This window comes from Mangrovimonas aestuarii (assembly GCF_028767185.1).
Classification (GTDB): Bacteria; Bacteroidota; Bacteroidia; order Flavobacteriales; family Flavobacteriaceae; genus Mangrovimonas_B; species Mangrovimonas_B aestuarii.
The window spans coordinates 219,795-238,589 of sequence record NZ_JARACK010000004.1 but is presented as its reverse complement, the minus strand read 5'-3'; the positions used below and the strand labels follow the sequence as shown (position 1 = coordinate 238,589).

The 18,795-nt window shown below is 37.1% G+C and carries 13 protein-coding genes; 11 read left to right on the top strand and 2 right to left on the bottom strand.

The genetic code is table 11. From position 1 onward, the window contains the following. From fbaA to PWU04_RS07180, 3 genes are all read left to right on the top strand, one after another. Positions 1 to 1,068: a class II fructose-bisphosphate aldolase gene (gene fbaA, locus PWU04_RS07190; RefSeq protein WP_274475296.1), complete on the top strand. Its 1,068-nt coding sequence runs from the start codon at positions 1 to 3 to the stop codon at positions 1,066 to 1,068. Between the two features lie 77 nt (positions 1,069 to 1,145). Continuing rightward, positions 1,146 to 2,003 carry an acetyl-CoA carboxylase, carboxyltransferase subunit beta gene (gene accD / locus PWU04_RS07185; protein WP_274475294.1) on the top strand — a complete coding sequence of 286 codons (858 nt, stop codon included), beginning with the start codon at positions 1,146 to 1,148 and terminating at the stop codon, positions 2,001 to 2,003. A 144-nt stretch (positions 2,004 to 2,147) separates the two neighbouring features. Continuing rightward, the gene (locus tag PWU04_RS07180; protein ID WP_274475293.1) at positions 2,148 to 4,664 is read left to right on the top strand and encodes a LamG-like jellyroll fold domain-containing protein; all 2,517 of its coding nucleotides are present in this window, start codon (positions 2,148 to 2,150) and stop codon (positions 4,662 to 4,664) included. A 77-nt stretch (positions 4,665 to 4,741) separates the two neighbouring features. Here the strand turns inward: PWU04_RS07180 and PWU04_RS07175 are convergent, their stop codons facing one another. Beyond that, positions 4,742 to 5,590 carry a hypothetical protein gene (locus PWU04_RS07175; protein ID WP_274475292.1) on the bottom strand — a complete coding sequence of 283 codons (849 nt, stop codon included), beginning with the start codon at positions 5,588 to 5,590 and terminating at the stop codon, positions 4,742 to 4,744. Positions 5,591 to 6,167: 577 nt separating this feature from the next. On the opposite strand from PWU04_RS07175, the gene rpsO reads away from it, so the two are divergent. The 8 genes from rpsO to PWU04_RS07135 all read left to right on the top strand — a co-directional run bounded on the left by rpsO (position 6,168) and on the right by PWU04_RS07135 (position 15,093). Continuing rightward, positions 6,168 to 6,437: a 30S ribosomal protein S15 gene (rpsO, locus tag PWU04_RS07170; RefSeq protein WP_274475291.1), complete on the top strand. Its 270-nt coding sequence runs from the start codon at positions 6,168 to 6,170 to the stop codon at positions 6,435 to 6,437. A gap of 209 nt (positions 6,438 to 6,646) precedes the next feature. Continuing rightward, positions 6,647 to 8,878, top strand: a complete 2,232-nt coding sequence (locus PWU04_RS07165; RefSeq protein ID WP_274475290.1) for a polyribonucleotide nucleotidyltransferase — start codon at positions 6,647 to 6,649, stop codon at positions 8,876 to 8,878. Between the two features lie 415 nt (positions 8,879 to 9,293). Then, complete coding sequence (locus tag PWU04_RS07160) at positions 9,294 to 10,682, top strand: glycosyltransferase (RefSeq protein ID WP_406600942.1); 1,389 nt, start codon at positions 9,294 to 9,296, stop codon at positions 10,680 to 10,682. Between the two features lie 107 nt (positions 10,683 to 10,789). Continuing rightward, positions 10,790 to 11,164: a hypothetical protein gene (locus tag PWU04_RS07155; protein ID WP_274475288.1), complete on the top strand. Its 375-nt coding sequence runs from the start codon at positions 10,790 to 10,792 to the stop codon at positions 11,162 to 11,164. Between the two features lie 90 nt (positions 11,165 to 11,254). Continuing rightward, complete coding sequence (locus PWU04_RS07150; RefSeq protein ID WP_274475287.1) at positions 11,255 to 12,118, top strand: sigma-70 family RNA polymerase sigma factor; 864 nt, start codon at positions 11,255 to 11,257, stop codon at positions 12,116 to 12,118. A gap of 776 nt (positions 12,119 to 12,894) precedes the next feature. Beyond that, positions 12,895 to 13,557 (top strand): ribulose-phosphate 3-epimerase, encoded by a 663-nt coding sequence (rpe, locus tag PWU04_RS07145; RefSeq protein ID WP_274475377.1) that lies wholly within the window; start codon positions 12,895 to 12,897, stop codon positions 13,555 to 13,557. Positions 13,558 to 13,668: 111 nt separating this feature from the next. Further along, positions 13,669 to 14,235, top strand: coding sequence for a porin family protein (locus PWU04_RS07140; protein ID WP_274475286.1), 567 nt, complete (start codon positions 13,669 to 13,671; stop codon positions 14,233 to 14,235). A gap of 123 nt (positions 14,236 to 14,358) precedes the next feature. Beyond that, on the top strand, positions 14,359 to 15,093 hold the full coding sequence (locus PWU04_RS07135) for a tyrosine-protein phosphatase (protein ID WP_274475284.1): 735 nt from the start codon (positions 14,359 to 14,361) through the stop codon (positions 15,091 to 15,093). 1,312 nt (positions 15,094 to 16,405) lie between these two features. On the opposite strand, the gene PWU04_RS07130 is transcribed toward PWU04_RS07135, so the two are convergent. Then, positions 16,406 to 18,790 carry a GumC family protein gene (locus tag PWU04_RS07130; protein WP_274475283.1) on the bottom strand — a complete coding sequence of 795 codons (2,385 nt, stop codon included), beginning with the start codon at positions 18,788 to 18,790 and terminating at the stop codon, positions 16,406 to 16,408. Between the last annotated feature and the right edge of the window lie 5 nt (positions 18,791 to 18,795).

Below are 18,795 nucleotides of genomic sequence, written 5' to 3'. Positions count from 1 at the left end.
ATGGCGCACAATATAAAACCAGGAGTGGCGACAGGGCGTGAGGTCCAAGAAATTTTCAAACTAGCTAAAGAAAAACAATTTGCATTACCTGCAGTAAACGTTGTTGGCTCTAGCAGTATCAATGGTGTATTGGAAACTGCAGCAGCACTTAATGCACCTGTTATCATTCAGTTTTCTAACGGAGGTGGTGTTTTCAATGCCGGTAAAGGATTAAGTAATGAAAACCAAAAAGCAGCTATTGCTGGTTGTGTTGCAGGAGCTAAACACGTACACCTAATGGCAGAAGCTTATGGTGTTCCTGTAATCCTTCATACAGACCATTGTGCGAAAAAATTATTACCTTGGATAGACGGTCTTTTAGATGCTGGTGAACAATTTTATAAAGAAACAGGTAAGCCTTTATATAGTTCTCACATGATCGACCTTTCTGAAGAACCCTTGGAAGAGAACATTGAAATCTGTAAAAAATACCTTGAGCGTATGAGCAAAATGGGTATGACCTTAGAAATAGAATTAGGAATCACCGGTGGTGAGGAAGATGGGGTAGACAACACAGATGTTGACGATTCTAAATTGTACACCCAACCTGAAGAAGTAGCTTATGCTTATGAAGAATTAAGCAAAGTAAGTGACCAATTCACAATTGCTGCAGCGTTTGGAAATGTACACGGAGTATACAAACCAGGAAATGTAAAATTGACTCCTAAAATCCTAAAAAATTCTCAAGAGTATATTTCAGAGAAATATGGCGTAGGTAATAATCACATCGATTTTGTATTCCATGGTGGTTCAGGGTCTTCAGTTGAAGAAATTCGTGAAGCCATTGGTTATGGTGTAATTAAAATGAATATCGATACCGATATGCAATATGCTTTTATGACCGGAGTTCGCGATTATTTTAAGAATATGGCACCTTACTTAGAATCGCAAATTGGCAACCCAGAAGGTGAGGATGTGCCAAACAAAAAGCACTACGACCCAAGAGTTTGGTTGCGTAAAGGAGAATTGGCTTTTGTTGAGCGCTTAAAAAAGGCTTTTGAAGATTTAAATAATGTAAACACATTATAACTATATTTGCCCTCCAAATAAAACATGACTTTATTACTTGGTAAATCACTGAGTACTATTTAAAGAAAAACAAGACTATGGCTTGGTTTAAAAGAAAAACAAAAGGAATAACCACAACCACCGAGGAGAAAAAAGACACTCCTAAAGGATTGTGGTATAAAACTCCAACTGGAAAAATCGTTGATACCGACGAGCTGGAACGTAATTTTTATGTAAGCCCAGAAGATGGTTATCACGTACGTATAGGAAGTAAGGAATATTTTGAAATATTGTTCGACAACAACGAATTTACCGAGTTGGATGAAAACCTTACTTCAAAAGACCCGTTGAAGTTTGAAGACACTAAAAAATATCCAGTGCGCTTAAAAGCTGCTCAGGAAAAAACAAAACTTAAAGATGCTGTTCGTACTGCCGTTGGTAAATCCAAAGGTCAGGATTTAGTTGTTGCCTGTATGGACTTTGCCTTTATTGGAGGATCTATGGGTAGCGTAGTTGGTGAAAAAATAGCTCGTGCTGCCGACTATGCCTTAAAAAATAAACTCCCTTTTATGATTATCTCCAAATCTGGAGGTGCTCGTATGATGGAGGCTGCTCTTTCGTTGATGCAGTTAGCTAAAACTTCTGTTAAACTGGCTCAGTTGGCAGAAGCTAAACTACCTTATATCTCCCTTTGTACCGATCCAACAACAGGAGGTACTACCGCTTCGTTTGCAATGTTGGGCGACATCAATATTAGTGAACCAGGAGCATTGATTGGTTTTGCCGGACCACGTGTGGTAAGAGATACTACAGGTCAGGAACTTCCTGAAGGTTTCCAGACAGCAGAATTCCTGCTAGAGCATGGCTTCCTTGATTTTATCACTCATAGAAAAGACCTTAAAAACAAAGTAAACCTTTACATCGACTTGATCATGAATCAACCGATAAGAGCTTAAGCAGTATTACTTAAAAAATTATCAAAAGGGAGTCCACAAGACTCCCTTTTTTTGTTGTTAACAACAGTTAACAAAATCCTAGAGTGTATTGGACAATCTATATTTGGTCTCTTTTTTAATAACAAAAACCATAACCAAAACAATATGAAAAATATTCATATCAAAAAAAGAGTACTAATACTAGTAACCCTATCGCTTACAACGCTTTTAGGGTTTTCTCAATCAAATCAATATTTGCATTTCGATGGTGTAGACGATTATGTTTCATTACCTAATGGTGCCCAGTTTGTAAATGGCAATAATACTATTTCCATGGCTGGCTGGTTTTACTCAGATGTCCTAGGCTACGGTCAAGGCATGATGAGTATTCGCGGTGGGGGAACGGGTAGTGGAGAAATGTACCTCATTCAATTAGGTAACGGTAAACTTCAATGTAGATTGGTAACTACCACTGGGCTACATCAAGTTACTACCGCTGAGGGCATCATTCAGGCAGGACAATGGCAACATTTTGCTTGGGTATTTAACCAAAATACAGTAGAGATATTCCTTAACGGAGTTTCTATTGGTAGTAGTACAGCTTCTGGTACCTTTTCATCTACAAACAGACCCTTCACTATTGGTAAGTGTATTTTAGCTGGGTATAATTTTCTGCTTCAAGGAAGATCAGACGAAGTTTCATTGTGGAGTAAGGCTTTAACGCAATCGGAAATCCAAAATATGATGAACAACGAACTCAATGGAGACGAAGCGAATCTAGAACTTTATTATAAGTTTAACCAAGGTACACCCGATGGTAACAACAGCGGTATTTCCCAATTATTGGATTTTAGTAACACCGCTAACAAGAATGCCGATTTAAACAACTTTGCCTTAACAGGAAGCACTTCAAACTTCAGTGGAATTTTGGATAGTAATTTTCAAGCCATCGACTTTCCTCTTGTTGGAACAAAAATTACAACAGATGATCCTTTTTCGCTTCAGGCAACAGTTAACTCTAACTTGCCCATTAGCTACGAGATTATTTCAGGCCCTGCCACTGTTAATGGAAATATTGTAACTCTAACTGGTTTAGCTGGTGAGGTAACGGTTAAGGCTAGCCAATCAGGAGATGAAAATTATCTGCCAGCTCCCGATGTATTTGTGACCTTTCCGGTTGTAGACCCTAACTTAAATTTAGCCCAAACAGAAACGTTACATCCATTAGCAGGAACAGCATATGCCTCTTCCTTAACTCCCATTCAAATTGCATTTAAAGTAGGTATTGAATACACAGATGTATTCTCCATAGAAAGTGTATCTGCTTCAGTTGACGGTGAAAATGTTGAATTAACAAATTATGGAAATGGCCACTATACAGGCTGGTGGACTCCTACATCATGGGGAAGCCATAATTTAGTTGTTACATCAACTAACAATTTTGGGGCTGCAGGGAATCAAACCACTACTTTTAACTTAAACCAAAACGCTACAACACAAACTGTATTGGCTACAGACGATGTTTGGGTGTATGCAGATGTACCATCTGTAACCGTAGAAACAGATTTACCAAGTTATACTGGTGCTTTTAACCAAATTACCGCTACCTTATTTATTGATTGCCCCAATGGAGGGTGCGACCCTTGGGATAGAGTTTCCTCAATTGAAGTTTTAGGAAAAGATGGTGAATGGTACAATATCATTAGATATATTACCCCATATGGTGTTAGCTGCCAGCACCAAATAGACCTTACCGATTTCATGTCTCTGTTAAGCGGACGAACAAAATTCAGGGTAAACCTGGGAACTACAGGTAATGGCTTTTTATATACGCTTCAGTTAAATTACCAAGCTGGCACTCCTAACTACCCTTACAGTACAGTAAAAAAGCTTTGGAACCAAACCTATCAGTTCGGAGATATGGCCAACTTACAACCTACAGAAGATTTCAACCTAACGTTTTCTGAAGGCACTCAAACCGCAAAAATAAAACTAGTATCTACTGGACATGGATGGGGAGCCATGAACACAAGCAACGCAGCAGAATTTAGCAATAATACCCACCATATTTGGGTAAATGGACAACAAACCTTCACTCAAAACAATTGGGTTATTTGTAACCCTAACCCAGATAACTGCAGCCCACAAGCTGGAACTTGGCAATACAATAGAGCTGGATGGTGCCCAGGAACCATTGCACAGTATTTCGATTTTGATATGACTGCTTTTATTAATAGCAACAGTATCGATTTAGATTATGTATTCGATGAATCCTACAACGACTATTGTCATCCAAACAACCCAGACTGTATAACAGGAGTAACTTGCGACAATTGCAATGAAGGCTTCAACCCTCACTTGATTGTAAATTCCTATTTAATTTCTTATGCAAACTTACCTGCCGAAAATAATTTAAGCATTGAAGAGCACATAGGATTCTCAAACAACATGCATTTATATCCGAACCCTTCTGGTGGAAAATTCTTTGTTGACTTTCAGCCTCAATCAAAAGTAGACAATATTGAAATCCATGATTTACTTGGAAGACACATAATGAGTAAGGCAGTATACCAAGGTGAATCGTCCATTCAAATGGATCTATCAGGAAAAGCTGGAGTTTATTTAGTAAGTTTGAAAAACGGATCTAAAGTTATTCAAACCAAAAGATTGGTAATAGAATAAAATAATTTTTAAAAACAAAAAGGGTGTTCCATATACGAACACCCTTTTTGTTTTCAACTCAATTTAAAGGTTAACTTTTACAAAGTTACATTAACGTCAACACCACTGTTTAAGGTAAAAACTGCTTGATTATCACATTCTCCGCTTCCATAATCAAGTACACCTCCAAAATTTGGGCGTTCTACATCAAGTGTTCCACTCACAAAGTACCAACAAGTAGCTTCTCTCCTAAGAGGAGTAAGCACTTCATAAGTATGCGAATTTCCATTTACGAAGTTTGCATCCCAGTAACCAGTAACTTCAAATACATTGTCTTGAAAACTACCACTTGCAAAACCTTCCACCCATTCTCTTACAACCTGTCCATCACGTGTGGCTTGCATACCATTTGGCCAACTTACCGTTAAATCTACAGTATGTGTAAATTGAGGATTACCATTTTCATTGGATAATTGCCTTAAAATATTGCTACTCCCATCAATGTTAATCCCATCAAAGTAAAAGTCCTCGAGGGTATAATTTATACTGTCTTCCATGGCCTCAAGGTCTGGATCGTAGGTCATGATTATCTTTCCTTTATAAACATATCCATTTATAGAACACCCTTCATTTCCAAAATCAATGGTCACCTGTTTGAACCCCGCTTGGATAACTGCAGAAATTGACATGCAATCTGAGTTCATTACCTGGTTTTCTGTGTTTTGCCTGGAAGTTTCACTTTCTTGATTCTGGTAGGTTTCAATAATCAAGTCTTCAATACTCGTAGTTATTTGATCCATCTGCGCAGCCAAAACTACCTCGACCATGTTCTGCTCTTGATTCTGATTTTGTTCGGATAAAGTGTCTTCCTTACTACAGCCAGTAAAAGCTAGCGAAAAAGCGAATATAGCTGAAACCATACTTGCTTTAAATAGATTTTTTTTCATTCTTTGGGGGTTTTAAGTTTTGTGCAAATATACAACGAAAACTTTCGACAAAAATTGCACACCTGAATTGTAGAGCCATACACCCTTAATCATTCTATTTACAACCCAACAATCACATCTTAAAAATTTTACACCTTAACAACTTTACATTAAAAAAGCTTATTGCATATATCAATATCCCACCTATTCAACAATAAAAAAATGTCACTCCCTTTAGGGTTGGGGAAAATGACATTTTTTATATAAACCATAAACTCAACAATAAAAACTTACCAACTTTACAACTAATCGTCTTCCTTAACAAATCCCTTCAGCTGATATTATAACCAGCATCAAAAATAAAAAGCAGTCCCTCTTTAAAAGAACAGATGAATTAAATAATGTCTCAAATCAACCATTCAACTTTTCACTAATCTCAACTTAACAATTTTATACCTTAACAACTTTACAATAAAACGGCTTATGGCAAAAAACATAATAAATCAAACAACCAAATACTAAGTAACCAAAAATCACTATATTTGCCGCTTGAAAGAAAGACTTTCAAATACATAAAAATCATTAAAACAATATTGGCATGTATTTAACTAAAGAGGTTAAAGAAGAAATCTTCGCAAAACACGGAAAAGGAAAAAACGATACCGGGTCTGCTGAAGGACAAATTGCATTATTCACTCACCGTATCAATCACCTGACTGGGCACTTAAAGAAAAACCGTAAGGATTTCAACACTGAGCGTTCATTGGTAAAATTGGTAGGTAAGCGTCGTTCTTTACTTGATTACCTTATGAAAAAGGATATCATGAGATACCGTGCAATTGTAAAAGAATTAGGATTGAGAAAATAATCTCAAGAAAAACCACGCCTTTTGGCGTGGTTTTTTGTTTTAACGCTACAAAATCACTACTTTTCACTGAACTAACCAACTAACAACTATCTATACAAAAAAAAGAGCTTTCCATAGTTTTTCATTGGTACAAAACAACAACTACACAACAACACAACCCTGTCCGTCTGGTAAGACGGAAACCAATGTTTAATTAGAACAAAAAATTTATGATTCCACAAGTTTTTAAAGAGGTCATCGACCTTGGTGATGGTAGACAAATTTCCATCGAAACCGGTAAATTGGCCAAACAGGCACACGGCTCGGTTGTAGTACAATCAGGAAAATGTATGTTATTATGTACAGTCGTTTCCAACTATAAACAAAGTGATGTTGATTTCTTACCATTAACGGTAGATTACCGTGAGAAATTTGCTGCCGCAGGACGTTACCCGGGTGGGTTCTTCAAAAGAGAAGCAAGACCAAGCGATGGAGAAGTATTAACGATGCGTCTTGTAGACCGAGTTTTGCGTCCATTATTCCCAAAAGATTATCATAGTGAAACCCAGGTGATGATTCAATTAATGTCGCATGACGAAGATGTGATGCCAGATGCAATGGCTGGATTAGCAGCTTCTGCGGCTATTCAGCTATCAGACTTCCCTTTTGAATGTGCCATTTCTGAAGCCAGAGTTGGTCGTATTAATGGAGAGTTTATCATCAACCCTACTCGTGCCCAATTAGAAGAATCAGACATCGATATGATGATTGGAGCATCTGCAGACTCGGTTATGATGGTAGAAGGTGAAATGGATGAGATTTCTGAAGAAGAAATGACCGAAGCCATCAAGTTTGCACACGAAGCTATAAAAGTACAATGTGCTGCTCAGTTAAGATTGGCTGAAGCTTTTGGAAAAAAAGAAACCCGTGAATATGAGCCAGAACGCGAAGATGCTGATTTAGCTCAAAAAATTCACGATATGGCCTACGATAAAGTGTATGCCGTTGCAAAATCAGGCTCTTCAAAACACGAACGCGGCGCTGCATTTGCTGAAATTAAAGAGGAAATTATCGCAACCTTCTCTGAAGAAGAACTAGAAGACCTGGGCGGGTTAATCTCTAAATATTACAGCAAAGCCGAAAAAGCAGCGGTACGCGATTTAACCTTAAACGAAGGGTTGCGCTTAGACGGACGTAAGACCGACGAAATTAGACCGATTTGGTGTGAGGTAGATTACCTGCCATCTACACACGGCTCTGCTATCTTTACCCGCGGGGAAACCCAAGCATTGGCGACAGTAACATTAGGAACTTCTCGTGAAGCTAATCAAATCGATATGCCTTCTTTTGAAGGAGAAGAGCGTTTCTATTTACACTATAACTTCCCTCCTTTTTCAACAGGTGAAGCACGACCAATTCGTGGTACATCACGTCGTGAAGTAGGACACGGAAACTTAGCACAACGTGCCTTAAAAGGTATGATACCGGACGATTTCCCTTATACTGTAAGAGTCGTTTCTGAAGTATTGGAATCCAACGGATCGTCTTCAATGGCAACAGTTTGTTCTGGTACTATGGCCTTAATGGATGCTGGTGTTACGCTTAAAAAACCTGTTTCAGGAATCGCTATGGGACTAATTTCTGATGCGGATTCTGGCAAATATGCGGTCTTGTCAGATATTTTAGGAGATGAAGATCATTTAGGTGATATGGACTTTAAGGTAACGGGTACTGCAGACGGTATCACGGCCTGTCAAATGGACATTAAAGTAAAAGGCTTATCATACGAAATTTTAGTGAATGCACTAAAACAAGCACGCGATGGGCGTCTACATATTTTAGAGAAGCTGACAGACACAATCGCTCAACCAAATGCAGATGTGAAACCGCACGCTCCTAAAATGGTTACAAGACGTATTCCTAATGAGTTTATTGGCGCCTTAATTGGTCCTGGTGGAAAAGTTATTCAGGAATTGCAAAAAGAAACAGGTACTACTATCGTTATCAATGAAGACCCTGTGACAGAAGAAGGTATTGTAGAAGTTTTAGGTGTTGGGTCTGAAGGCATTGATGCTGTTCTAGCAAAAATCGACTCCTTATTATTCAAACCTGAAGTTGGCAGCATTTACGAAGTTAAGGTGGTTAAGATTCTTGATTTTGGAGCCGTAGTTGAATTTACAGATGCACCTGGTAACGAACAATTACTTCACATCTCCGAAATGGCATGGGAACGTACTAACAATGTAACCGACGTATTGAACTTAGGCGATATAATAGACGTGAAATACTTCGGATTCGACCCGAAGACAAAACGTGAAAAGGTATCTAGAAAGGCTATCCTTCCTAAGCCTGAAGGCTTCAAGGAAAGACCGCCAAGAAATGACAAAGACGGAAAAAAAGTTGGACACCGAAGAGACAATCGTCGTGACGACAGAAAACCTAGAGAAGATAAGAATGAGTAATATGCTCTATTCGTAATATTTCAAAAGCCTCAAATAAATTTTTATTTGAGGCTTTTTTTACCATTTTAGTCTGCGTAAAAAAATCTGCAGATAGAAAAACGTCCATATACTCTATAGATTCACTCTTGTTTCTAAACTGCACCCTTCTATAATATTAAAATGAGAGAGTGCGATAGGTACGAACATCAAAACACATCTTAGTGCGATATTAAACTGTTTGTTCGCTAGTTAATTTTTTGTTTAAATTCTATTTTCTAACAGCGAAGCGGTCTAGGCTCTTTACCGGACATATGTGATTATTAACATTCACTTTCCTACGATTTAAAAACTTTTATCTTAAAATAATCAAAAAAAAAATCCATCCAAAATCTATCACCGTATATCTAGAAAACACAAAACCAACGTGTTAACCTAAATGATAGAACGACAGATGAAGACCATTAAACTTACCCTTAATAAATTAAAGACCACTAACTATAATTCAAATAACATACTCTACCTAATAGGAACCTTCATTCTCATCTTGTTAGGCATATATTTATTGTCGGTATTCTACAGCGATTATGAACTGCTTAATGAAGCTGGAAGACAAAACATTATTATAGCTACCTTCCTCACAATAGCTTCCTTGTTGTTTATATTTAAAATAGCCTACTTCATTTTTATTGCTTATAAATATTTCAAGTACAAACCTATTAAATCTGTAACAGATGAAGAGCTACCAAGCTGCACAGTGATAGTGCCTGCCTACAATGAAGGCAAGCATGTTTGGGATACTTTAATTAGTTTATCGAAGAGTGATTACCCCAAAAAAAAGTTGCAGATTATAGCTATAGACGACGGAAGCTTAGATGATACCTGGGATTGGATGATAGATGCTAAAAAAAGATTAGACGATCGCTTGGATATTTACAAACAACCTAAAAATCAAGGAAAGCGCCATGCTTTGTACCGTGGTTTTAATTTGGGAACTGGAGACATCTTCGTCACCGTAGACAGTGATTCTGTAGTGGAACCAAACACGCTTCGAAATCTGGTAAGCCCTTTTGTTACTAATGAAAACTGTGGAGCTGTTGCAGGAAACATTAGGGTTTTGAACAACAAAAAGGAATTACTTCCAAAAATGTTAGACGTAAGCTTTGTCATGAGCTTTGAGTTTGTGCGATCTGCAGAAAGCACTTTAAATTCTGTACTATGTACGCCGGGAGCATTGGCTGCCTATAAAAAAACTGCTGTCCACAACTGCCTACCGGAGTGGATCAATCAGACATTCATGGGGCAACCATCAGATATAGGTGAAGACCGCGCTATGACCAACATGATTTTAAAGCAGGGGAAACATGTCTTGTTCCAAAAAAATGCCGTGGCTTACACCAATGTACCCGAAGAATATAAAGACCTATATAAGATGTTCATCAGATGGGGACGTAGTAACGTCAGAGAAAATATCGCTATGGCTAAATATGTATTTACCAACTTTAGGGAAGGCAATAAATTTGGAAGTAGACTACTTTTTTTAAGCCAGTCTTCAAGAATATTGATGAGCATTCCATTTATGATATTCATGTTATCATTTGTTTTAACGCATCCCTTACTGTTTTTAGGGTCTACATTAGTGAGTATTCTGGCAACCTCTACATTTTCGATGATTTTCTATTCGTCCAAATATGAGATAAAGGAAGCTATTTGGGCCTATACCTATAGTATTTTATACACCTTTGGCTTATTTTGGATTACTCCTTATGCGCTTGCAACAGCAAATAGAAGAGGGTGGCTAACCAGGGGGCTTACCGAAAAAAGATAAAAAGGAGAGAATGACTCAATCACAACATTCTGTCTTTTAAGCTGCAACACATGTTAAACATAAACCCTAATTTGCTTTTGTTTAATTTTTTCATTAATTTAATAGCTATGATTTATTCGGACAAAAAAAAATATGCAACATTCTTGGAAGACTGTGTATCATATTTGAAAAATCATGGGTTCAACAACATCAAGGCCGATATGGAAGGGTACGAAACTCCCAAATCCTATTTAAAAAAAGGCAGTGATATTAGCATTACACCAGACATTGTAGCAGAAAAAGAAGGTCGAAAACATATTTTTGACCTAAGCTTAAAATCGTCTCGACCTAATTTACTGAAATCCAAATGGTTATTCCTAAACACGCTTAGTGGCTTAAAGTCGCATAGCTTTAGAATTATAACCACAAGAGGACATTACAAATTTACCAATGAGATGCTGAATCACATCAACCTGAACGACAAAACACCTATTAAAATTTAATTTTTCTCAAAGGTGTGTAACATTTTGTTTTCGGTTTACGTATAACCATGTAGCAACCCATTATTCATTTTATAACACAGACTTTCTTAAATGAGACAACTTAAAATTACGAAGCAGGTTACCAATCGTGAAACGGCTTCGCTAGATAAGTATTTGCAAGAAATAGGAAAAGTTGACTTAATTACCGCAGACGAAGAAGTTGAATTGGCTCAGCGTATTAAAGCTGGAGACCAAGTCGCTTTAGAAAAGCTTACCAAAGCCAACTTACGTTTTGTGGTATCTGTAGCCAAACAATACCAGAACCAAGGTTTAACCTTACCGGACTTGATCAACGAAGGGAATTTAGGACTTATTAAAGCCGCTCAACGTTTTGATGAAACCCGTGGATTTAAATTCATTTCATATGCTGTATGGTGGATCCGTCAATCCATCCTTCAGGCTTTGGCAGAACAATCTAGAATCGTTCGTTTGCCTCTGAATAAGATTGGATCGATCAATAAGATCAACAAAACTTTCGCTTTTCTAGAGCAATCTCATGAGCGTCCTCCAAGTGCTGAGGAAATAGCCAAGGAATTGGATATGACCGTGAACGACGTTAAGGAGTCTATGAAAAACTCTGGCCGCCACGTAAGTATGGATGCGCCTTTGGTTGAAGGTGAAGATTCTAACCTATACGATGTTTTGAACAGTGGGGAATCTCCAAATCCAGACAGGGATCTTTTACACGATTCTTTACGCACTGAAATTGAGCGTGCATTGGAAACCCTAACACCTCGTGAAGCAGATGTGATTCGCTTGTATTTTGGTTTGGGAAACCAACATCCTATGACTTTGGAAGAAATTGGAGAAACATTCGACTTAACACGTGAACGTGTAAGACAGATTAAAGAAAAAGCGATTCGTCGCTTAAAACATACGTCTAGAAGTAAAATCCTAAAAACATATTTAGGATAACTGCTTGATAACAGTAACAAACAGTTATCATAACTGTTCGTTTTTTGATTGATGAAAGAACCCTCGGCTGATTACCGGGGGTTTATTTTTTCTTGCATAACCTTAAATGACTTCCCTCTCAAATCCCCCATTTCAAAGTTGTCTGTTCAAGTGTTTTCTATAATCGACAGCGTTCAGAAAATGTATCTAGAATAAGACCTTAAGCCAATCGCCTATAACATTTTCATAACCATACATCCTACCACAAAGCTTACAGCTTACTATAACCGCTGTCAGTTCGAGTGAAATCCGTTAGGATTTTGTATCGAGAACAAGGCTATCATACCAACTAACAATTCCAATTCTCACAAAAACGGAAACCTCACCTAACCTCTCCAATCCCAAACCAAACACAAAAATGTCACTCCCTTTAGGGTCGGGGAAAATGACATTTTGGTCTCAATTCACAACTTAGTAGCTGCGAATGCGGGTACCTCATGGTATAAAACCAAATATTACATAAGCTTAAAGCCGTAATCCAACTTTACAACTTCACGACTTAACACCTCGACACACAGTAAGCCTATCGCCTAAAGCTTACAGCTTAAAGCATCGCAAAGACGCATTACCAAAGAAAAACCTCTAATTTACAACTTAACACCTTTACCTCATCACAGCTTCACAACTATAAAAAATAAATAACCTACTGCATAAAGCCTACAGCCTATTGCCTTAAAACAATTTCAAAAATCAAAAATCCTTTCACTATCTTTGTAAAAACTATTTTACAACAAATGATGAGCAAAAAACTAATTGCCCCTTCCATCCTTGCAGCCGATTTTGCAAATCTGCAACGTGATGTTGAAATGGTCAACGATAGTAAAGCCGATTGGTTCCACATTGATATCATGGATGGTGTATTTGTACCCAACATCTCATTTGGGATGCCTGTTTTAGATGCCATAGCCAAACATGCCAATAAAACAATCGATGTGCATTTAATGATTGTAGATCCTGATCGTTATATTAAAACATTTGCCGATTTAGGAAGTAACAATCTAACCGTGCACTACGAAGCTTGCACCCACCTTCACAGAACACTTCAAGCTATCAAGGCCGAAGGCATGAAAGCTGGTGTTGCTTTAAACCCTCATACAAACATTAATGTCCTCGAAGACACTATTAATGACATAGACTTAGTGTGTTTAATGAGTGTAAATCCTGGGTTTGGAGGACAAAAGTTTATTGAGAACACATATGATAAAGTAAAACAACTAAAAGAACTTATCTATAGAAAAGGGGCTAAAACCCTAATTGAGATTGATGGTGGAGTAACAAGTGACAATGCCAAAGCACTTGTGGATGCAGGAGCAGATGTTCTCGTAGCAGGAAGTTTTGTTTTCAAAAGCAACGAACCAACTAAAACTATAGAGGACCTAAGTACGTTAGTTAACGTATAAATACGCAATACATCGGTAAGAATTTTATTCGTACCTTAAAACATATAATTTTATCATCTAATTTAATCACTAACAATTACTACTAGCAGTTATAAAATTAAACTTAACCAAATGAAAAAGACTTTACTATTTTTAGCATTAATATTTGCATCCTTTGCAACATTTGCACAGCATGAAAAAGGAGATTGGACTTTAAGTGCAGGAGTTACCTTTATTGATAACAGTGATCTTGTAGAACCTTTTGGAGATGGTCTCGACTATTGGGCCATAGGTAATCCGTTCTACGCTTCAGCTGAATACAATCTATCGTCACTTTTTGCTATCGAACAAATGTTCTCATTAAACAAAATGGAAAAATCAGACCGCCCAAATGCTTCTGGATTTAGAGAATTTGACGATCGTGTATATTTTGCTTCAGACACAGCGTTTAAATTTTACTTCGACGAATTATTCTTAGACTGGAACTGGTTGGATCTATACGCTAGTGGAGGTGTAAGCCTTTTTATCGTTGACGAAACTAATACAGCATTCACTTTTGGAGGTGGGGCTAGATTTTGGATAAGTCCAAAATTTGGAATTCGCCTACAAGGACTTGGAAAATTCGCCCTGAACCCAGATGACTATCCGTTAGCAAATAACCACTTTGAGTATTCAGCAGGTCTTTTGTACAAAATTTAAACAATCATTTCATAAATTAAAAATGGCTGCCTATAGGCAGCCATTTTAGTTAAACCTTAGCTCCTCATCCTCCTAATTACTTTTCCTCTTAAAACACTCATTAATTTAATTTTCCCAAAATAAATGCGCTTTAGTTTTAAGAAAAAACCTGAATTAGCAAACCTTATTCCCAATAACTATGTGGACATTCATTCACATATTCTCCCTCAAATAGATGACGGGGCACAGTCTATTTCAGATACCAAAATACTTTTAAAGGCTATGAGTGGTTTTGGTTTTGAAACGGTTATTGGAACCCCACATACACTTCCAAATGTATGGGATAGTACCAAAGAATCTATTGAACAAGCCTTAATCAATGCAAGACAAGGGTTACCACTGTTAAGTAAACAACTTAACCTACGCTGTGCTTCGGAATATTTATTGGACCCCGCTTTAATGAATAGGCTAGAAAACGAGAAATTATTAACTATTAAGGATAACTATGTCCTTGTAGAAATGTCCTATTTAAATCCACCTATGGGCCTCTATGAGTATATATTTGAACTACAACACCAAGGCTATATACCAATTTTAGCCCATCCAGAACGCTATCGTTTTTATCACAACAATTTTAAACAATATGAAAAACTGAAACAAACAGGATGTTTGTTTCAAGTTAATTTGCTCTCTACTGTTGGCTACTATGGAAAGAGTATTTATAAAACGGCAGAAAAACTCCTTAACGAAGGATTTATTGATTATACTGGTAGTGATATCCATCATCTAAACCATATTAACGCATTCAACAAACCGGTTCTTCTAAAAAAAACGGATGCCCTTCAAAAGGCTATGGAAAATAATAGTCTTATTAAATAATAAAAATAAATCATAAACCGTAAGAGAACATCGAGATAAAGTTTATAAAATATCTAGTTCATCAATAAACAATAAAAGTTGTGAGAGTGTAGGACGTCAATATGAACTTTTTCAGGTTCTCAGTACATTTTCTTTGTTAAATGAGGTTCTAAAAACATTCAGAATGGTACACTTAACTGAACGCACTCTATGATATTAACTTAAAGTCATTAATCAACTTTTCAATTTTAGAACTTAACAGCTTCATAGACAGTAAGCCTAATGCTTAGAGCTCCATAACCGTCAGCCTCCCCTTTTAGGGTTCGAGTGAAATTCGTTAGAATTTTGTATCGAGAACAAGGTTATCCTACTAACTAACAATTTGAATTCCAGCGAAAGCGGGAACCCCATCATGTTATATCTAACCCCTATAACCAATCTCTTATTAACAGATTTACCTACTAGAATACAATCAGCTAACCTACCCCTCAAGACTATTTAACAAAATGTCACACCCTTTAGGGTCGGGGAAAATGACATTTTGGTCTCTAATGATGTAACCATAATTATAACATCATCTTACAGCCAAATCCAACTTTACAGCTTAACGCCTTCACAAACAGCAAGCCTAAAGCTTAGAGCTCCATAACCGTCAGCCTGGCCTTTTAGGGTTCGAGTGAAATCCGTTAGGATTTTGTATCGAGAACAAGGTCACCCTACTAACTAACTATTTGAATTACAAAGAAAAAGAGAACGCTTCTTATTAAAGCTAACACCAATAACCTATCTCTAATTAACAGATTTACTAACTAGAATACAACCAGCTGACCTACTCCTCAAGACTATCTAACAAAATGTCACACCTTTTAGGGTCGGGGAAAATGACATTTTGGTCACAATTCACAACTTAGTACCTGTGAAATCGGGTATCCCATTATGTAACCACAAATTAAGGTCACAGAACGCCATTTTAACTGGCATAGGTATGGAGATACAAACAATGAACTGTCATTGCGAACGCAACAAAGTGGAGTGTGGCAATCTTTTACTAAAGAAAGTAAAATATAAGCATGCACCTAAGCCCTTTTTTAAAAGATTGACACGGCTTAAAATCTTTAAAGCCTCTCAAAAACGGAACCACTAATGATTTGTAGACAAAACAAAAAAGACATCCCAAAAGGAATGTCTATATCTTTTTTGATTTCATGTTCAAAATTAAACATACAATTCTAAAAACCTAATAATCTATAACTTAGAACCTAAAGCAAGGATCCACAAACCAACTTTACAGCTTTACAACTTCACAAGCAGTAAGCCTAGAGCTTAAAGCCAACTACCCCCTCCCAAACAAACGCTTATACCAAGGCCTATTAAAGCTATCTGCGCCATAACCGTACCCATAACCATAGTTATAACCATAGCCTTGAGACGAACTTTGTGCTCCTACGTTATTTACAACATAGGCCACATTATTTAACTTATTCTGCCTGATGAGATCCTTCGAAAACTCTAATAATTTACGTTCTGTATAATCTGCCCTGGCAACAAACAAAGTAGCATCGGCATGCTTAGAAATCAATAAGGTATCGGTAACTAAGATTGTTGGTGCAGTATCAATAATGATATAATCGTACACATCGCGAACCTCATCAAGAAACTTCTCAAACCTTCCATTAGTCAACAACTCAGGTGGATTAGGTGGAATGGTTCCAGACAATAACACATCCTCATTAGGAGTAAATGGGTTTTCTATAATGAGCTCTTTCCAGTCTAATTCGGGTTTATGTAAATAATCTGCCAATCCCTTTCTTTGACGTTTAGATTTTAAGTAAGTATGAATTTGAGGGTTTCTTAAATCGGCCCCTACTAATAAGGTCTTTTTGTTCAAACTGGCAAAGGCAAGTGCCAAATTCATCGACACAAAGGTTTTTCCCTCTCCCTTTATCGTTGATGTCGTGTATATTATCTTTCCTCGTTTACTATCTACTATTGGAGAAACAATATAGTTAATATTTGTACTTAAAATACGAAAGGCTTCAGCGAGAACAGAACGATCATGAGGATCCTTGAATAATTTACGATCATCATCAATAAATGGAATTTCTGCTACTACAGGTACATTTGGCACCTCTTTTTCCACGTCCTGTTTATTGTGAATCTTGGTATCCAATAAATTTTTGATGTATAGTGTTCCGAAAGGGAGTAACAGCCCCAATAAAAGAGCTCCCATATAAACAACTTTAGGTTTGGGTGACACTGGTGTTCTTCCCGTCAGTCCATAATCCACGACTTTTATTGATGGAGCTGTAACAGCTAAGTTTATTGCTGCTTCTTCTCGTTTTTGAAGTAATAATAAATATAATGTTTCCTTAATTTTTTGCTGACGCTCTATGGCACGTAACAACTTCTCCTTCTCAGGCATACTGGAAACCACTCCCGATGCTTGTCGCTTTTGTTTGGTCAATTTGGAAAGTGACACCTCCAGCTGCTCTTTGTATGCTTTTACAGACTGACTAATATTGTTGTCTAGATCTTTCAGACGCCTATTAAGTACTAAAACGGTTGGGTTGTTCTCTCCTCCACTACTGATAAACTTGTCTCGCTCTAAAACAGTCGTGTTATAATCGCCTATCAGTCCATTAATATTAGTGCTTTCTAATCCTATGTTGGCTGGTAACAAACTACTATATTCACCTTCATTATCGAGGGACTGCTCTAACAGGTTAGCCAATGCAATTTGCGTATCCATTTTAAAGACCTCCTCTTCAGAAACAGCCTCTTTCTCTAAACTCATTGCTGCATCGGCTTCTATATAAATAAGATTATTTTTTTGTTTAAATTCTTTTTTGTCAATTTCAATAGAATCCAATTCCTTGGCAAGATATACAAACCGGTCATCTACAAAATCAATAGTTCGCTGAGAAACCAATTGACGATCCCTTATACCATCCAGATTAAACTGATCAACGATAGCATTGATAATAACCTCAGATTTTTGGCGATTGGTTCCAATAATTGATAAGGATAAAATCTCACTACTTTTCCCCACAGGTGAAATGGATAGCTTATCAGACAATGAAGTTACAGAAGAGTAAGTTGGGCTAAACTTTAAAATTATGTCCCCATTTTCATATTTTTTAAAGTCCTCTTCATCTAAAATGGTAAACAAAAAAGGTAATTTATCTGATTGATTTAATTCATCAAACGAATTGAATGACAACTCTGGATACTTTCCTTCCTCATTAGAAATAGAAATAGTATTCTCTTGAAATTTAAAGGCAAAAGTAAGCCCTGAACCTATACTATCTATATCCCTTAAAAGCACAGTTTTAAATGGAGCACCCCACAACTCTGTAGTTTTAAATCGTCCTACAGAAAAGTATTTTGTGTTCAAATTTAACTCTTTAACAACCTTCTCCAGTAATCGGTACGATTTCAGCACCTCTATTTCGTTCTCTAAATTGATTTTGGATCCTTTGAATAATCCCATAGCATCCATTGGGAGCTCCAACCCCTTTGACTCATCTAAGATCTTTATTTTGGCAACCGTCTTATAAGTCTCTGCTGTATAACGCAAATAAAGTCCTGCCAAGGAAATACAAAGAGCTGCACTCAACAAGAACCAAAGCCAATGTCGAGAGTATTTAATGATTTCTTCCTTAATATCAAGTCTGTCTTCGTCAATATTAAAAGAGGTTTGCATTTTGGTATCGCTCATATTCT

Excerpts from the sequence above, each read along its gene's own strand:
- fbaA (WP_274475296.1), top strand. The coding sequence starts at position 1 with ATGGCGCACAATATAAAACCAGGAGTGGCGACAGGGCGTGAGGTCCAA.
- accD (WP_274475294.1), top strand. The coding sequence starts at position 1,146 with ATGGCTTGGTTTAAAAGAAAAACAAAAGGAATAACCACAACCACCGAG.
- PWU04_RS07180 (WP_274475293.1), top strand. The coding sequence starts at position 2,148 with ATGAAAAATATTCATATCAAAAAAAGAGTACTAATACTAGTAACCCTA.
- PWU04_RS07175 (WP_274475292.1), bottom strand. The coding sequence starts at position 5,590 with ATGAAAAAAAATCTATTTAAAGCAAGTATGGTTTCAGCTATATTCGCT.
- rpsO (WP_274475291.1), top strand. The coding sequence starts at position 6,168 with ATGTATTTAACTAAAGAGGTTAAAGAAGAAATCTTCGCAAAACACGGA.
- PWU04_RS07165 (WP_274475290.1), top strand. The coding sequence starts at position 6,647 with ATGATTCCACAAGTTTTTAAAGAGGTCATCGACCTTGGTGATGGTAGA.
- PWU04_RS07160 (WP_406600942.1), top strand. The coding sequence starts at position 9,294 with ATGATAGAACGACAGATGAAGACCATTAAACTTACCCTTAATAAATTA.
- PWU04_RS07155 (WP_274475288.1), top strand. The coding sequence starts at position 10,790 with ATGATTTATTCGGACAAAAAAAAATATGCAACATTCTTGGAAGACTGT.
- PWU04_RS07150 (WP_274475287.1), top strand. The coding sequence starts at position 11,255 with ATGAGACAACTTAAAATTACGAAGCAGGTTACCAATCGTGAAACGGCT.
- rpe (WP_274475377.1), top strand. The coding sequence starts at position 12,895 with ATGAGCAAAAAACTAATTGCCCCTTCCATCCTTGCAGCCGATTTTGCA.
- PWU04_RS07140 (WP_274475286.1), top strand. The coding sequence starts at position 13,669 with ATGAAAAAGACTTTACTATTTTTAGCATTAATATTTGCATCCTTTGCA.
- PWU04_RS07135 (WP_274475284.1), top strand. The coding sequence starts at position 14,359 with ATGCGCTTTAGTTTTAAGAAAAAACCTGAATTAGCAAACCTTATTCCC.
- PWU04_RS07130 (WP_274475283.1), bottom strand. The coding sequence starts at position 18,790 with ATGAGCGATACCAAAATGCAAACCTCTTTTAATATTGACGAAGACAGA.